At 69.0% G+C, this 14,428-nt stretch carries 16 protein-coding genes; 6 read left to right on the top strand and 10 right to left on the bottom strand.

Translation table 11 applies throughout. The features are described from left to right. The coding region (locus BKN37_RS09295; RefSeq protein ID WP_479724550.1) for an Rv0361 family membrane protein at positions 1-540 on the top strand (540 nt) is incomplete at its 5' end. 73 nt (positions 541-613) lie between these two features. Here the strand turns inward: BKN37_RS09295 and fbaA are convergent. Continuing rightward, positions 614-1,648: a class II fructose-bisphosphate aldolase gene (fbaA, locus tag BKN37_RS09290; RefSeq protein WP_071024729.1), complete on the bottom strand. Its 1,035-nt coding sequence runs from the start codon at positions 1,646-1,648 to the stop codon at positions 614-616. Between the two features lie 117 nt (positions 1,649-1,765). On the opposite strand from fbaA, the gene BKN37_RS09285 reads away from it, so the two are divergent. Beyond that, positions 1,766-2,458, top strand: coding sequence for a DedA family protein (locus tag BKN37_RS09285; RefSeq protein WP_071024727.1), 693 nt, complete (start codon positions 1,766-1,768; stop codon positions 2,456-2,458). A 68-nt stretch (positions 2,459-2,526) separates the two neighbouring features. Here the strand turns inward: BKN37_RS09285 and BKN37_RS09280 are convergent, their stop codons facing one another. From BKN37_RS09280 to ttfA, 6 genes are read right to left on the bottom strand one after another with little or no spacing between them, the layout of a single operon-like run. Then, positions 2,527-3,642 carry a glycoside hydrolase family 76 protein gene (locus BKN37_RS09280; protein WP_071024725.1) on the bottom strand — a complete coding sequence of 372 codons (1,116 nt, stop codon included), beginning with the start codon at positions 3,640-3,642 and terminating at the stop codon, positions 2,527-2,529. A gap of 14 nt (positions 3,643-3,656) precedes the next feature. Next, positions 3,657-4,301, bottom strand: a complete 645-nt coding sequence (locus BKN37_RS09275; RefSeq protein WP_071024723.1) for a TrmH family RNA methyltransferase — start codon at positions 4,299-4,301, stop codon at positions 3,657-3,659. After that, a complete protein-coding gene (locus tag BKN37_RS09270) occupies positions 4,294-5,187 on the bottom strand; it encodes a hypothetical protein (RefSeq protein WP_071024739.1) in 894 nt (297 codons plus the stop codon). The genes BKN37_RS09275 and BKN37_RS09270 overlap by 8 nt, the downstream gene beginning before the upstream one ends. Before the next feature lie 18 nt (positions 5,188-5,205). Beyond that, entirely contained in the window at positions 5,206-5,754 is a 549-nt protein-coding gene (gene pyrE, locus BKN37_RS09265) for an orotate phosphoribosyltransferase (RefSeq protein ID WP_071024721.1), read from the bottom strand. Then, entirely contained in the window at positions 5,741-6,517 is a 777-nt protein-coding gene (locus BKN37_RS09260) for an SDR family NAD(P)-dependent oxidoreductase (RefSeq protein WP_071024718.1), read from the bottom strand. The genes pyrE and BKN37_RS09260 overlap by 14 nt, the downstream gene beginning before the upstream one ends. Before the next feature lie 28 nt (positions 6,518-6,545). Then, positions 6,546-7,349, bottom strand: coding sequence for a trehalose monomycolate transport factor TtfA (gene ttfA / locus BKN37_RS09255; protein WP_071024716.1), 804 nt, complete (start codon positions 7,347-7,349; stop codon positions 6,546-6,548). A 153-nt stretch (positions 7,350-7,502) separates the two neighbouring features. On the opposite strand from ttfA, the gene BKN37_RS09250 reads away from it, so the two are divergent. Continuing rightward, positions 7,503-9,365 (top strand): DUF2207 domain-containing protein, encoded by a 1,863-nt coding sequence (locus BKN37_RS09250; RefSeq protein WP_158260363.1) that lies wholly within the window; start codon positions 7,503-7,505, stop codon positions 9,363-9,365. A 91-nt stretch (positions 9,366-9,456) separates the two neighbouring features. Here BKN37_RS09250 and clpB read toward each other — a convergent pair whose 3' ends face one another. Continuing rightward, positions 9,457-12,003, bottom strand: coding sequence for an ATP-dependent chaperone ClpB (clpB, locus tag BKN37_RS09245; protein WP_071024714.1), 2,547 nt, complete (start codon positions 12,001-12,003; stop codon positions 9,457-9,459). 39 nt (positions 12,004-12,042) lie between these two features. On the opposite strand from clpB, the gene BKN37_RS09240 reads away from it, so the two are divergent. From BKN37_RS09240 to BKN37_RS09230, 3 genes are all read left to right on the top strand, one after another. Beyond that, positions 12,043-12,642, top strand: a complete 600-nt coding sequence (locus BKN37_RS09240; RefSeq protein WP_131823555.1) for a hypothetical protein — start codon at positions 12,043-12,045, stop codon at positions 12,640-12,642. A gap of 4 nt (positions 12,643-12,646) precedes the next feature. Continuing rightward, positions 12,647-12,907 carry a hypothetical protein gene (locus BKN37_RS09235; protein WP_071024709.1) on the top strand — a complete coding sequence of 87 codons (261 nt, stop codon included), beginning with the start codon at positions 12,647-12,649 and terminating at the stop codon, positions 12,905-12,907. Between the two features lie 198 nt (positions 12,908-13,105). Next, complete coding sequence (locus BKN37_RS09230) at positions 13,106-13,612, top strand: MTB12 family secreted protein (protein ID WP_071024707.1); 507 nt, start codon at positions 13,106-13,108, stop codon at positions 13,610-13,612. Positions 13,613-13,627: 15 nt separating this feature from the next. Here the strand turns inward: BKN37_RS09230 and BKN37_RS09225 are convergent, their stop codons facing one another. Continuing rightward, positions 13,628-14,077, bottom strand: a complete 450-nt coding sequence (locus BKN37_RS09225; protein WP_071024705.1) for an SRPBCC family protein — start codon at positions 14,075-14,077, stop codon at positions 13,628-13,630. Continuing rightward, positions 14,074-14,412 (bottom strand): ArsR/SmtB family transcription factor, encoded by a 339-nt coding sequence (locus tag BKN37_RS09220; RefSeq protein ID WP_083341682.1) that lies wholly within the window; start codon positions 14,410-14,412, stop codon positions 14,074-14,076. Before BKN37_RS09220 ends, BKN37_RS09225 begins: the two co-directional genes overlap by 4 nt. Between the last annotated feature and the right edge of the window lie 16 nt (positions 14,413-14,428).

Raw genomic sequence — 14,428 nt, 5'->3', positions numbered from 1 at the left:
CCGCCTTTCTCGGCGCCGCCGCCCGCACCGCCGCCGAGAAAGGCGGCGCCCCAACTGATTCCGCCGCGGCTGGCGCGCAAGCTGCCGTCCAGCACCGCCCACAGCTGGGGTTGGGTGCTGGCGCTGATCCTGATCATCCTGGCGTTGGCGGCGATCGCGGTGCTGGGCACGGTGTGGCTGACCCGCGGGCACAGCTCGAAGGTGTCGCAAGAGGACCAGGTCCGCGACACCATCCACAATTTCGATATCGCGGTGCAAAACGGCGATCTGACCACGCTGCGCACCATCACCTGCGGCACCGCCCGCGACGGCTACGTCAACTACAACGACCAGGCGTGGAACGACACCTACCGGCGGGTGGCCGCGGCCAAACGGTATCCGGTGGTCGCCAGCATCGACCAGGTCGCCGTGCACGGCGACCACGCCGAAGCCAACGTCACCGCGTTCATGGCGTATGCGCCGCAGGTCCGGTCCACCCGCAGCTTCGACCTGCAGTTCCGCGACGACCAGTGGAAGATCTGCCAGTCCCCCACCGGGTAGCCCTCCGCGTTGAGTCTGCGCGTACCAGGCAAGTTACTCGCATTTTTGCCTGGTAGACGCAGAGTCAGCTAGCTCAGGCCGACAGGCTCTTCCCGGCGCAGTGCAGGTCGTTGCAGGCCTCGATGACCCGCTCGGTCATGTTGGCTTCGGCCTTCTTCAGGTAGCTGCGCGGGTCGTAGGTCTTCTTGTTGCCGACCTCGCCGTCGACCTTGAGCACCCCGTCGTAGTTGGTGAACATGTGCGCGGCGATCGGCCGGGTGAATGCGTACTGGGTGTCGGTGTCGACGTTCATCTTCACCACACCGTGCTGCAGCGCCTCCTCGATCTCGGACTTCAGCGAGCCCGAGCCGCCGTGGAAGACGAAGTCGAACGGCTTGGAGCCCTCCGGCAGCCCCAGCTTGGCGGCGGCCACCTGCTGGCCCTGACCCAGGATGTCCGGACGCAGCTTGACGTTGCCGGGCTTGTAGACGCCGTGCACGTTGCCGAAGGTGGCGGCCAGCAGGTAGATGCCGTGCTCGCCGGCGCCCAGCGCGTCGATGGTCTTCTCGAAGTCGTCCGGGGTGGTGTACAGCTTGTCGTTGATCTCGTTGGCGACGCCGTCTTCCTCGCCGCCGACCACGCCGATCTCGATCTCCAGGATGATCTTGGCGGCGGCGGCCTGCTTGAGCAGCTCCCGGGCGATGTCGAGGTTCTCGTCGATCGGCACCGCCGAGCCGTCCCACATGTGCGACTGGAACAGCGGGTTCTGGCCGGCGCTCACTCGTTCCGCGGAGATCGCCAGCAGCGGCCGGACAAAGCCGTCCAGCTTGTCCTTGGGGCAGTGGTCGGTGTGCAGCGCCACGTTGATCGGGTACTTGTCGGCGATGACGTGCGCGAACTCGGCCAGCGCCACCGCGCCGGTGACCATGTCCTTGACCCCCAGCCCGGAGCCGAACTCGGCGCCGCCGGTCGAGAACTGGATGATGCCGTCGCTGCCGGCGTCGGCGAAACCCTTGATCGCGGCGTTAATGGTCTCCGAGGAGGTGCAGTTGATCGCCGGGAAGGCGTAGGCGTTGTCCTTGGCCCGTCCCAGCATCTCGGCGTAAACCTCAGGCGTTGCGATGGGCATGGGACTTCCTCCTGGCGAGTTCAACGACGGTGATGATGGCCACGTGTGCCCTCAGTATTCCAAGGCCGGGGTCGCGCTAAACAGCCCACCCAGCCAACACCGGTATGTTAGGGCGTCATGAGCACCAGCCTGGTGGCACTACCCGACCTGATCAGCCCGTGGTTCTGGATCGGTCCGCACGGGTTGTTCGCGTCCGCGGTGCTGCCCGCCATCCTGGTCATCGTCTTCGTGGAGACCGGGCTGCTGTTCCCGCTGCTGCCCGGCGAGTCGCTGCTGTTCACCGGGGGCCTGCTGGCCGCCGGCGGCACCCTCGACATCCGGATCCTGGCCCCGGCGGTGGCGGCGGTGGCGGTGCTGGGCGACCAGAGCGGGTATTTCATCGGCCGCCGGATCGGGCCGGCGCTGTTCAAAAAGGAAGACTCCCGCTTCTTCAAGAAGCACTACGTGACCGAGTCGCACGCCTTCTTCGAAAAGTACGGGCCGTGGGCGATCATCCTGGCCCGGTTCGTGCCGTTCGCCCGAACCTTCGTGCCGGTGATCGCCGGCGTGTCCTATATGCGCTACCCGGTGTATTTGGGATTCGACATCGTCGGCGGCGTCGCCTGGGGCGCCGGGATGACGCTGACCGGCTACTTCCTGGGCACCAGGGTGCCCGGCATCAGCGATCACCTCGAGACGATCATCCTCGGCATCCTGTTCGTGTCGCTGCTGCCGGCCCTGTTCTCCGCGGGTAAGGCGTATCTATCGCGGCGACGGGCCCGCGCGGGAGACGAACCGATCCCGGCGAGCGAGCCCGAGCAGGCGGCGTAACCACCCCGAGGCGTTGATTCTGCGTCCAGGGCGCAGAAGTGCGAGTGGGCAGCGCCCTCAGCGCAGAGTCAATCCTGCGGGGCCAGCTCGGCGACGACGTGCGCGGCCTCCATCAGCATCCAGCCGGACAGCTGCACCGACAGGTCGCGTTCGGGCACCGCGGACGCGTCGACCGCGCCGTTGACGAACTCGGCGCCGCCCTCGGCGTCGGTGGGCAGCTCGGCGGTGCGGTCCCAAAACGGCCCGAACAGCGGCAGCCCGCCCACCGGCTGCCGGTAGTCCCACGCCGACTGCGCCGAGGACAGCACCAGCTCGCGGGCGGTGTCACGGGCGGCGGCGTCGGCGGCGGAGTCTCCGGGCAGGCTGGTGGCCACTAACGCCAGGTAGCGGGCGGTGATCCCGCCGAACAGGCCGCCGTCGCCGCCGCCGGCACCCTTGAGCACCCCGGCCGGCGCCATCTCCTTTTTGACCGCGGCTACCAGCCGGTGCACCCGCGGGGCGTGCCGGTCGTCCCCGGTGCGCACGGCCAGCTCGGTTTCCAGGCCGAGCACCACGCCCTGGCAGTAGGTGTACTGGGCGCGGACCAGCGAGCCGGCCTTGATGCCGTCGAACACCAGGTGGGTTTCCGGGTCGATCAGGGTCTTGTCGATCCAGTCGGCCATCTGCTGGGCCCGCTTGAGCCGGTCCCCGTAGCGGGCCAGAAAGATTCCCGCCGGCCCGTTGGCCGGGGCGTTGAAGAACTGATCCTGTTTGCGCCACGGGATGCCGCCGCCGTCCTCGGGCACCCACGCCTTGACGAACTGGTCGGTCAGTTTGTCCAGCACCCGGTGCCGGTCGACGCCGACGACCCGGCTGGCCCGCTCGATCGCCAGCCCCAGCCAGGCCATGTCGTCGTAATAGTTGTTCACCCAGGACAGGTTGTTGCGCAACCGATGTGAGCGGATCTGCCGTTTGATCTCGGTCCCGCGGTCGGTCTGCGGGTCGCGCAGCTGCGCGTCGACCAGGCAATCCAGCAGATGCGCCTGCCACCAGTAATGCCAGCTGCCGAATAGCCGATCCCGCCGGGTCGGTGGCCAACCCACCACCCCCAGTTGGGTACCCGGCAGGTACCACAGTCGTTTCAGGTGTCGTTGCCGCACGGCGGCCTCGGCGCTGGCCGCCCGGTTCGCCCATACCCGATCCATGCCTTGATCCTGCCCTACCAGGCGCGGTCCAGGGCGCCGTGCTGGGTAATCCAGGCGTGCATCACGATCCCGGCGGCGACGCCGACGTTGATGCTGCGGGTCGAGCCGAACTGCGCGATCGACACCACCAGGTCCGCCCCGGCGCGGGCGTCGGCGCTGATCCCGGACCCCTCCTGGCCGAACACCAGCAGGCAATCCCGCGGCAGCGTGGTCTGCTCCAAACGCACCGCGCCGGGCACATTATCGACCGCGACCACGGCCAGCCCGGCGTGGGCGGCGAAGTCCAGCAGCTCGGCGGTGCTGTCGTGGTGGCGCAGCCGTTGGTAGCGGTCGGTGACCATGGCGCCGCGCCGGTTCCAGCGGCGCCGGCCGACGATGTGCACGGTGTGCACCGCGAACGCGTTGGCGGTGCGCACCACCGAACCGATGTTGGCGTCGTGGCCGAAGTTCTCGATGGCGATGTGCAGCGCATGCCGCCGCTGATCGATGTCGGCGACGATCGCTTCGCGGGTCCAGTACCGGTAGGCGTCCACGACGTTGCGGGTGTCGCCGTCGCGCAGCAGCGCCGGGTCATAGCGCGGGTCGGTCGGCGGGTCGCCGTCCCACGGGCCGACCCCGCTGACCGGGGCGCCCCACTCGGTCGGGCCGGGCTCAGGCATCGACGGTCCAGACCGCGGCGTGGGTGCCGATCACCGACACCGTCGCATACAGCACCGCGGCGTTGATTTCGCCGTGGCTGCACAGCGACGGGTTGACGTGCACGGCGTTCAACGACGCCTCGGGCAGCACCAGCGCCGACGATCCCGCCGCCGCGCAGGCCGGATCCAGCCCGGGCACCGGCTGCGACGGCGCGACCACCAGCATCAGCGGCCCGCCGCGGGCCACCGCGTCATCGCGGTAGCGGCCGGCCGGGGCGTCGGCGACCAGGTTCAACAGCAGGTACCCGTTGCCGGTGAACGCGGTCGGATCACCCAGGGCCGCCGGTGTCAGCGGGGTGCCGACGGCCCGCCAGGCCGTCACCCCGCCGGTCGACAGCGCCAGCCCGGTGTCGCTGCCGTCGGTCCGCGCCACCCCCACCGGGAACGCCGCCCCGTAGGCCACCGTGCTGCCGGCGATCCGGTCAGCCGGTGAGTAGGCGTAGACGCCGCGCACCGCGCTGCGGTTCTTCATCGGCCCCAAACACACCGTGCCGGTGAGCCGGTCCGGCGACGGCGCCGACAGCGGCTGCCCGGCGTCGATGCCGGGCCCGGCCACGTCGGCGCAGCTGCCGATGCCGGTGGCCTCCAACGGATGTCCGAGCGCGCCGTACAGCCCGAACCGGATGTCGCCGGCCTTGGCGTGCGGGGCGTCCGGGTCGGCGACGGCGGCGTCGACGTCGACGCGCACCTGGTCGGCCTCCCACCGCAGGTTGGACACCGCCAGGTTCCAGCCCAGCACCGCCAGCGATTCACCCAGCCGGGCGGTCTGCGCACCGTACGGGCCGGCGTGCTCGGGGTCCGAGCACGCCGTCACCAGCGCGAGCAGGGTCGCTGTCAGCACCGCCATGAACGCCCGCACGGTGAGTCAGTGCAGCCCCAGATCGGCCAACCCCAGCACGCTACGGTAGGGCAGGCCCTCGGCTTGGACGGCTTCGGCGGCGCCGGTGGCGCGGTCCACCACGGTGGCCACGCCCACCACGTCGCCGCCGGCGTCGCGCACCGCGCGCACCGCCGTCAGCACCGAACCGCCGGTGGTGCTGGTGTCCTCCACCACCAGCACCCGACGGTCCGCCACCTCGGACCCTTCGATAAGACGTTGCATGCCATGGGTTTTCACCGATTTGCGGACGACGAACGCGTCGATCGGACGGCCGGGCGCGTGCATCACCGCGGTGGCCACCGGGTCCGCGCCCAACGTGAGGCCGCCGACCGCCACGTAGTCCCAGTCGTCGGTGAGCTGCCGGATCAGCCGACCGATCAGCGGCGCGGCCCGGTGATGCAGGGTGGCGCGGCGCAGGTCGACGTAGTAGTCGGCCTCCTTGCCGGACGACAGCGTGACCTTCCCGTGCACCACCGACAGCCGGCGCACCAGCTCGGCCAGCTCGTCGCGGTCTTGGGGGTTAGGTACGGCCACGGCCCCGCCCGATCACGTTGTTGACGGCGCGCACCAGGGTGCGCGGCACCATCCGCCCGGCGGTGGTGATCGCCTTGTACTGCACACCCGGGATGGAAATCACCTTGCCGCGGGCGATGTCGGCCAGGCTTTCCCGGACCACGTCGTCGACTTCGAGCCACAGGAACGACGGCATGGCGGCCATGTCGATTCCCGCGCGTTGATGGAATTCGGTGTGCACGAACCCCGGACACACCGCATGCACGCCGACCCCGGTGCCCTTGAGCCCGTTGGCCAGTCCCTCGGTGAAGGCGATCACCCACGATTTGGACGCCGAGTACGTCGACCCCCGGCCGGGCACCAGCCCGGCCACGCTGGCCACATTGATCACGGTGCCGGCGCCGGCGTCGAGCATCGCGGGCAGCGCGGCCCGGGTCAGCTGCATCACCGCGGTCACGTTGACGTCCAGCTGCGCCTGCAGCAGCGCCGGGTCGGCGGTCCAGAATTCGCCGGAGGTGCCGAAACCGGCGTTGTTGACCAGCACCTGCACCCCGGCGGCCAGCCGGTCGGCCACCCGGGCGCGGTCGTCGGCGTCGGCCAGGTCGGCGCGCAGCACTTCCACGGCGCGGCCGCCCTCATCGCGCAGCTCGGCGGCCAGCTGCTCGAGCCGGTTGGTGTCGCGGGCGACCAGCACCAGGTCGTGGCCGTCGGCGGCGTAGCGGCGGGCATAGCCGGCGCCGATGCCGGAGGTGGGGCCGGTGATCAGCGCGACGGGGCGAGGCACGGCGTCAGTGTACTGAGGGCCGGCGCCGTCAGCGCTGGTAGTGGGTGGCCTGGCGACCGTTGCGGCTCGCCGGCGGGCGCCGCACCGATTCCGAGCGCCCGTTTTCGCGTCGGGCCTGGCCCGCGCCGCGGCTGGCGGACAGTTCGGGCTGGCTGGCCGGGGCCAGCGGCCGGCTGGGTCCCGCGTTGCGGCGGCTCGTCCCCTCCGGCAGCGCGGTCTGTTGCGGAACGGGCGGCAGCACCCGCAGCAGGTCGTTGAACTGCCGCACGGTGCGCAGCCCCTCGTCCCATTGGGCGCGGGTGGACGACACCGGCATGGACACCAGGGTCCAGTTCTGCTCGTTCCACATAATCTCGGCGCAGTCCGGCGCGGTGTGGGCGAAAGTAACCATCCGCCGGTCGCAGGCCCGCCGGGCCGCGTCCAGGTTGGTGGAGTACACCATCCGCGGGCCGATCGCGCCCAGCAGCCAAATGTCGTTTTCCCGCGGCTCCTTGAGCCCCTTGAGCCGCAGGTCGACGGTGACATTGGTGCCAACCTTGCGGTGCAGTGCGATCACCGTGGCGACTTCCTCGAGGTCGAAGATGTACACCGCCTCGCCGCGGATCTGGCCCAGCACCACGTTGCGGGCCGGGACGTCGCCCACGGTCGAGATCACGCCGCGCTTCCAGCGTTTGAGGATGTCGGTGGACTCCGGCTCGTAGTCGAAGCCGTGCGACCGCGCCCAGGACTTCCGGCGCCTGCGATGGCCGCGGCGCCGATCAATGTCGACGTACAGCAGCACCGCCGCGCTGACGAAACACAGCGCGGACAGTGTGAACCAAAGCGGGACCATTAGGGGTAGCCTATCCGCTCCCGGCGGGGATGCACGAATGCCAGCAGGTCACAACCCCGCATCAGCCTGCAATCCGACACTCGGTGTGGATGCGAAAATCGTGGTCCAACGATCGTCGCGTCGAGGGGGGTAACCGAGGATGACCGTCGCTGCTTGGGGACATCCGCCGCGGTGACGGCGTTGTTCCGGCCGCTACCGCGGCTCGCGATATCGCTGGTGTTGATCGCGCTCTCGGCCCTGGGCCTGCTGTGGCCCCTGCTGCTACAGAGCCACAGCGCCAAGGGCGGGCCCCTGACGGAGTCGCCGTCGACGATCACCAACTTTGACGCGACCTACCGGGTGACCGCCGACGGCAAGCTGACCGCGACCGAGACGCTCACCGTGGAAATGACGGCTGACCAGCACGGCATCTTCCGATTCTTCCCGGTGGCCGACCCCACCGACCCACATGCACGGATGGATCCCCATGACGTCCACGTCACCATGGACGGCCAGTTCGTCCGGGAGGAAACAGAGTCGCGGGATAACGGAACCATCTCCGTTGTACGGATCGGCGACGAAAACAAGCTGGTGAGCCCGGGTCCGCACACCTACACCATCCAGTACACCGTCGATGGCGGATTGGTGAAGGCGTCAACGGCGCCGGGCGACTTCACCGCCCGCGCCGGCGCCAACCCGGCGCCGCCCACCGCCTCGTTCTACTACAACGTGGTCGGGTTTTGGATGATGAAGATCACCGCCGCCCACGTGCACATCGGTCTGCCCGGCCCGGCCGGATTGGTCCAGTGCACCGCCGGGCCGCACCCGTGCTCGATCGCCGGGGCGGGCACCAACCAGGTCACGGTGACCGCCGGGGCGCTGCCGGCCGGCAACCCCGTGACCGCGCGAGTCGATTTGCAGGTGCCGGCCCCCGACCGGGCCACCCTGCCGTGGACGATCCGCTTCGACAGGATCTTGGGCCGCTGGCCGAAGTTGGCCATCGCGCTAGCAGTGCTATCGGTGCTTGCTGCGCTGGTGGGCTACCTCTGGGACCGGCGATCACGCGAGCGGACTCCCGGCACCCCAGTTCTGTACGCCCCGCCCGACGGGCTCGGGCCCGTGCAGACCGCCTACATCGTCACGGAGAAAGTCAGTAAGCACGCCATGGTGGCAACGCTGCTGTACCTGGCCGAGCGAAAGCTGGTGCGGCTCGACAGCACAAGCCCCACAAAGTGGACCATCACCGGCACCGGCACCCCCGAGCAATGGGCGGCCGCCGACCCGGTGACCCGGGCGGTCGGCGAAGCGCTGGGTGTTGACACCGAGGGCGGCACGCTTAACTTCGCTAGCAGGACCGCGGGTGGCGATCTGTTGTCGGCCAAAAGACAGCTCGAATCCGCTTGCGAATCCTGGTCGCGCGACTCGGGATTCATGGTGACAGCGCTCACAGAAAATACGGGCCAAGCGTATGTCATTTTCGGATCGGTGGGCGCCCTCCTGGGGTTTGCGCTTCCCCTCTGGCCGACCATGTTGGGGCTCCCGTTCGCCGCGTTCGCGATCGCCGGCTTCGGGTTGCTCGCGCCGGGTGTGGGAACCCGACGCACCAAGTCGGGCCGGCAGGTGTGGTCACGCGCGGCCGGCTTCCAACGCCTGCTGACCACCCCGTCCAGCGAGGACCGGTTCGACTACGCCGCCCACAAGGACCTGTTCATCTCCTACGTCCCGTATGCGGTGGCCTTCGACGCGGCCGACAAGTGGGCGGCCAAGTACCAGACCGCGACCGCCTCGGAGCCGCCCATCCCCGCCTGGTATCCGGTCGCCGGCGCTGGTAGCCAAGCCGCCACCCTGTACACGCCCAACGGATTCGGCAACTTCGACTCCGCGGTGTCGTCCTCGATCAGCGCCTACAAGTCCTGGCAGAGCGCGACGTCCGGGTACACGTCGTCGTCCTCGTCGTGGGGCTCGGGCGGGCCCAGCTGGAGCAGCGACGGCGGCAGCTGGGGCGGCGGCGGTGGCGGCGGCGGCGGAACCTGGTGACGACCTTCTGTGCCGAGCAGACGCAGAATCGCACGCACGGCGCCTCGCTAGTGCGAATCTGCGTCTTTTCGCGGGAGGAAACGGGCGGAAATCAGCCCAGCACCAGCGAGTCACCGTCGGCGCTGACGTTGACCGGCACGGTGTCGCCGTCGTGCACCTCGCCGGCCAGCAGCATCTTGGCCAGCTGATCGCCGATGGCCTGCTGCACCAGCCGCCGCAGCGGGCGGGCACCGTAAACCGGGTCGAAGCCGCGCTGCGATAGCCAACGCTTGGCCGGCAGCGACACCTCGAGTTGCAGCCGCCGCTGCGCCAACCGCTTACCCAGCTGCTCGAGCTGGATGTCGACGATGTGCACCAGCTCTTCGGGGTTGAGGCCCTCGAAGATCAGCACGTCGTCGAGCCGGTTGATGAACTCCGGCTTGAACGTGGCGCGCACCGCGGCCATCACCTGCTCCTCGCTGCCCCCGGCGCCCAGGTTGGACGTCAGGATCAGGATGGTGTTGCGGAAGTCGACGGTGCGGCCCTGCCCGTCGGTGAGCCGGCCCTCGTCGAGCACCTGCAGCAGCACGTCGAACACGTCCGGGTGGGCCTTTTCGACCTCGTCGAACAGCACCACCGTGTACGGCCGGCGGCGCACCGCCTCGGTCAGCTGACCGCCCTGGTCGTAGCCGATGTAGCCGGGGGGCGCCCCGACCAGCCGGGCCACCGAATGCTTCTCGCCGTATTCGCTCATGTCGATGCGGACCATGGCCCGTTCGTCGTCGAACAGGAAGTCGGCCAACGCCTTGGCCAGCTCGGTCTTCCCGACACCGGTGGGACCCAGGAACAGGAACGCCCCGGTCGGCCGGTTGGGGTCGGCGACCCCGGCCCGGCTGCGCCGCACCGCGTCGGACACCGCCTGCACCGGCTTCTTCTGCCCGACGACGCGGCGGCCCAGCTCTTCTTCCATCCGCAGCAGCTTGGCGGTTTCGCCTTCCAGCAGCCGCCCGGCCGGGATGCCGGTCCACGCGCTCACCACGTCGGCGATGTCGTCGGGGCCGACCTCCTCCTTGAGCATCACGTCCTCGCGGGCCTGCGCGCCCGGCAGCGCCGCGTCGAGCTTCTTTTCCACCTCGGGGATGCGCCCGTAGCGCAGTTCGGCGGCCTTGGCCAGGTCCCCGTCGCGTTCGGCGCGGTCGGATTCACCGCGCAACGCCTCGAGCTGCTCCTTGAGCTCGCGGACGATGTCGATGGCGTTCTTCTCGTTTTGCCAGCGCGCCGTCAGCTCGGCCAGCTTCTCTTTCTGGTCGGCCAGCTCGGAGCGCAGCTTCTCCAGCCGCTCCGCCGACGCCGCGTCGTCCTCTTTGGCCAGCGCCATCTCCTCGATCTCCAGCCGGCGCACCAGCCGTTCGACCTCGTCGATCTCGACGGGGCGGGAGTCGATCTCCATCCTTAAGCGCGACGCGGCCTCGTCGACCAGGTCGATGGCCTTGTCCGGCAGGAACCGGGCGGTGATGTAGCGGTCGCTCAAGGTGGCCGCCGCGACAAGCGCGGAGTCGGTGATCCGCACCCCGTGGTGCACCTCGTAGCGGTCCTTGAGGCCGCGCAGGATGCCGATGGTGTCCTCGGCCGACGGTTCGCCGACGTAGACCTGCTGGAAGCGCCGCTCCAACGCGGCGTCCTTCTCGATGTGCTTGCGGTATTCGTCGAGCGTGGTGGCGCCGACCAGCCGCAGCTCACCGCGGGCCAGCATCGGCTTGATCATGTTGCCGGCGTCCATCGCGCCCTCGCCGGTGGCCCCGGCCCCGACGATGGTGTGCAGCTCGTCGATGAAGGTGATGATCTGCCCGGCGGAGTTCTTGATGTCGTCGAGCACGGCCTTGAGCCGCTCCTCGAATTCGCCGCGGTACTTGGCGCCGGCCACCATCGATCCCAGGTCCAGGGAGATGACGGTCTTGTCGCGCAGGCTTTCCGGCACGTCGCCGGCCACGATGCGCTGGGCCAGGCCCTCGACGATCGCGGTCTTGCCGACGCCGGGCTCACCGATGAGCACCGGGTTGTTCTTGGTGCGCCGGCTCAAAACCTGCACCACCCGGCGGATCTCGGTGTCCCGGCCGATCACCGGGTCGAGCTTGCCTTCCCGCGCCCGCGCGGTCAGGTCGGTGGAGTACTTCTCCAACGCCTGGTAGCTGGCCTCCGGATCGGGGCTGGTGACCCGGGCACTGCCGCGCACCTTGACGAACGCCTCCCGCAACGCTTGCGGGGAGGCGCCGTGGCCGCTCAGCAGCTTCGCGACGTCGGAGTCGCCGGTGGCCAGGCCGACCATCAGGTGTTCGGTGGAGACGTACTCGTCGTCCATCTCGGTGGCCAGCTGCTGCGCGACGGTGATCGCGGCCAGCGATTCGCGGGACAGCTGCGGTTGCGCGCTGGCCCCGGTGGCCTGCGGCAACCGGTCGAGCAGGCGTTGCGCCTCGGCGCGGATGGTCGCCGGGTCGACACCGACCGCCTCCAGCAGCGGCGCGGCGATCCCGTCGTTCTGGGTGAGTAAGGCCATCAGCAGGTGGGCGGGCCGGATCTCCGGGTTGCCGGCCGCGGTCGCCGCCTGCAAGGACGACGTCAGCGCCGCCTGGGCCTTGGTGGTCGGATTAAAAGAGTCCACGACACCTCCATTCGGGGTATGCCAAAAATGCTTGTCGGGATGTTCAACGCCGTCAAGGTTGAGTCTGTTCCGCTCAAGTCTAGTTTTTTCGCCGCCGGTCGTGCGGATTTATCCGCGACACGCCGCCGCGGGCGTATCGATCCGCACAGTCGGCGCGTCGGCGTCGACGAATCCGCGTCATCGTCGATGTCGGTATCCATCCGTAGGTTCGACAGCGTGGATGGGCTGCCCGATCTTCGCGGTAGCGTCCGGGACGGGCGCATTCCCGCTGCCTGCCCGCTCCTGCGTGGCGGCCCCGACTCCATCGCGAAGCTACGTCGGCACGCCGAGCGGACGCGCCGTGCCTTCCTCCTCGATGGCATCCCAGCGTTGGGGATATCAATGTTCGCGGCGCTCGACCGCGCGGGCGAAGATTCGCAGGGCGGCATACTCTCGACGAAGCTCGCGACCTACAGGTTCGTCCACATCGTGCCCGCTCGCACCATCGTCTCTGCTGGCTTTTGGATCGTCCCGACATTTAGTCGGCCGCATGTCACGGTCATCATCAAGTCGATAGATGACATCCCGGCACTCTTCGATGCGCTCGGTCCGCCGCAGCTCAACGACAAGTATGGTGAAACGAGACGTCGAAAGAGATGAGCGAATGACCATCGTAGACATCGCTGCTGACCTGAACGCCGAGGATCAGACCGGCTATGTCTGGACCTTCCTCGACGAAGCCCGCGATCCCTCGATCATCGCGCCGGGCGCACTAGTAGTTGCAGGCGACGACGATGCAGCCGCAGTCGCAGTCGTGCTCGACCTCGTCGCCCACCCAAACGGCACGATCGTGCACCTTGATCTGCTGCCTGGCTCCGTCGACGACTACCTGGCCCTCGCCAAGCGAGTGCATTCTGCGGCTTGAATCTCCCAGGCCGTCATCAACCGCATGATCGCCCCAGCCACGGGACGTGTGCTTGAGCACACTGCGTCGCTCAAACGGGAGCACACCCGACTTCATTAGCTAGGCTCAGCAGGCTCCGTCGGCGCGGGCGAAGGTCGCACACCACCCGAAGCCGCGGGGCCGCCATCGGCGCCCGAAGCGAAGGACCAGGATCTAACGATGAAACCGCTTGCCGTCACCGTAGCCGCGGCCGCCGCATTCGGAGGTGCCTTCACCGGGGTGGCGATGGGCGCCCCGGCGCCAGCTCACGCGCACCCCGCGGTGTTCACCATCCCGCTGCCCCGCGACCCCGCGCCGAACTCGTCGCCAGCGCAGGAGCTGCCGACCGCCGAGCAGATCACCCGCATCCTGACCGAGCTGACCGATCCGGGTGTCGCCGACCAGGCGAAGGGTGGCCTGGTCCAAGGCGGTATCAACTCGGCGGAACGCCGTGCGTTCAGCCAACGCAGGCTGGACAAGGCGGCCGACCACGGGGAGCTCCCGCTCGCGTTCTCGGTTGGTAAGCCCTGGTCGGTGGGCCCGAACACCGCCGCGGCCGAGACCACCATCTCCGGCCCCAAGCTGCCGGTAGCGGTCACCCCGGTGCTCACGTTCGTGAAGCAAGGCGAGTGGATGCTGTCCAACGACGGGGCGGCGAAGCTCATCCAAGCCGTCGCCGGGGACTGACCGCGTGCGGTTGGGTTAGCCGTTCAGCAACTCGCCCAGCCGCGCCGCGATGCGTGTCCACCCGGTGCCCATGATGGTGCGGGCACGCTGCTGCAACTCATCGTCGGGGTCAAACCCACTGTGCCGCAGGATGACCCGGATGCCGCGCCCCTCGGGCCGCAGGCTCCAGGTGACCACCCAGGAGGACGGTTTCTCGGCGCGGGCGTCGGCCCAGGAGATCGCCAGCTCTTCGCCGTCAACCACGGCAAGCACCTCGCAGGCGATCTCGCCGGAGAAGCCGACCGCCGGTATCGGCTGTCCGGCGAAGGCGAACCGGGTGCCGACCACCGGCGCAAATCCGGCAGGTTCCATCAGCCAGCGCGCCATCAGCTCGGGGGTGGTGAGCGCCCGCCACACCCGGTCGGGCGGGTGCGGATAGAACTGGTCGACCTCGACGACGGTGGCGTCGGCGGCGATCTCTGTCATTGGTCCTCCATCTCGTCGAGCACGTCACCCAGCGCGGTCAGCCGCTCGCGCCAGAAGCGCTCGTAGGGGCTCAGCCATGTCGAAAGCTGTTGCAGCGGCTCAGGATTGACGTGGTAGTAGCGGAACCTGCCACGCTTGTGCTCGTTGACCAGTCCGCACTCACGCAGCACCTTGAGATGCTCGGACACGCTGGGCCGGGCCATATCGAAGCGTTCGGCGAGTGCGACGACGGTGCGCGGCCCGTCGAGCAGCAGGTCAAGGATGTCGCGGCGAGTCGGATTCGCCAGCGCCCCAAAGACGCTGTCGGTCCGGCTCGATTTGACCCGCGGCAACACCCATCGAGAATAGGTA

Origin of the sequence: Mycobacterium talmoniae, assembly GCF_001854525.1 — a bacterium.
GTDB lineage: Bacteria > Actinomycetota > Actinomycetes > Mycobacteriales > Mycobacteriaceae > Mycobacterium > Mycobacterium talmoniae.
This window is presented reverse-complemented; position numbering and strand designations above follow the sequence as displayed.

Coding starts and splice junctions, on each gene's coding strand:
- fbaA (WP_071024729.1), bottom strand. CDS start 1,648: ATGCCCATCGCAACGCCTGAGGTTTACGCCGAGATGCTGGGACGGGCC.
- BKN37_RS09285 (WP_071024727.1), top strand. CDS start 1,766: ATGAGCACCAGCCTGGTGGCACTACCCGACCTGATCAGCCCGTGGTTC.
- BKN37_RS09280 (WP_071024725.1), bottom strand. CDS start 3,642: ATGGATCGGGTATGGGCGAACCGGGCGGCCAGCGCCGAGGCCGCCGTG.
- BKN37_RS09275 (WP_071024723.1), bottom strand. CDS start 4,301: ATGCCTGAGCCCGGCCCGACCGAGTGGGGCGCCCCGGTCAGCGGGGTC.
- BKN37_RS09270 (WP_071024739.1), bottom strand. CDS start 5,187: ATGGCGGTGCTGACAGCGACCCTGCTCGCGCTGGTGACGGCGTGCTCG.
- ttfA (WP_071024716.1), bottom strand. CDS start 7,349: ATGGTCCCGCTTTGGTTCACACTGTCCGCGCTGTGTTTCGTCAGCGCG.
- BKN37_RS09240 (WP_131823555.1), top strand. CDS start 12,043: ATGTTCAACGCCGTCAAGGTTGAGTCTGTTCCGCTCAAGTCTAGTTTT.
- BKN37_RS09235 (WP_071024709.1), top strand. CDS start 12,647: ATGACCATCGTAGACATCGCTGCTGACCTGAACGCCGAGGATCAGACC.
- BKN37_RS09230 (WP_071024707.1), top strand. CDS start 13,106: ATGAAACCGCTTGCCGTCACCGTAGCCGCGGCCGCCGCATTCGGAGGT.
- BKN37_RS09225 (WP_071024705.1), bottom strand. CDS start 14,077: ATGACAGAGATCGCCGCCGACGCCACCGTCGTCGAGGTCGACCAGTTC.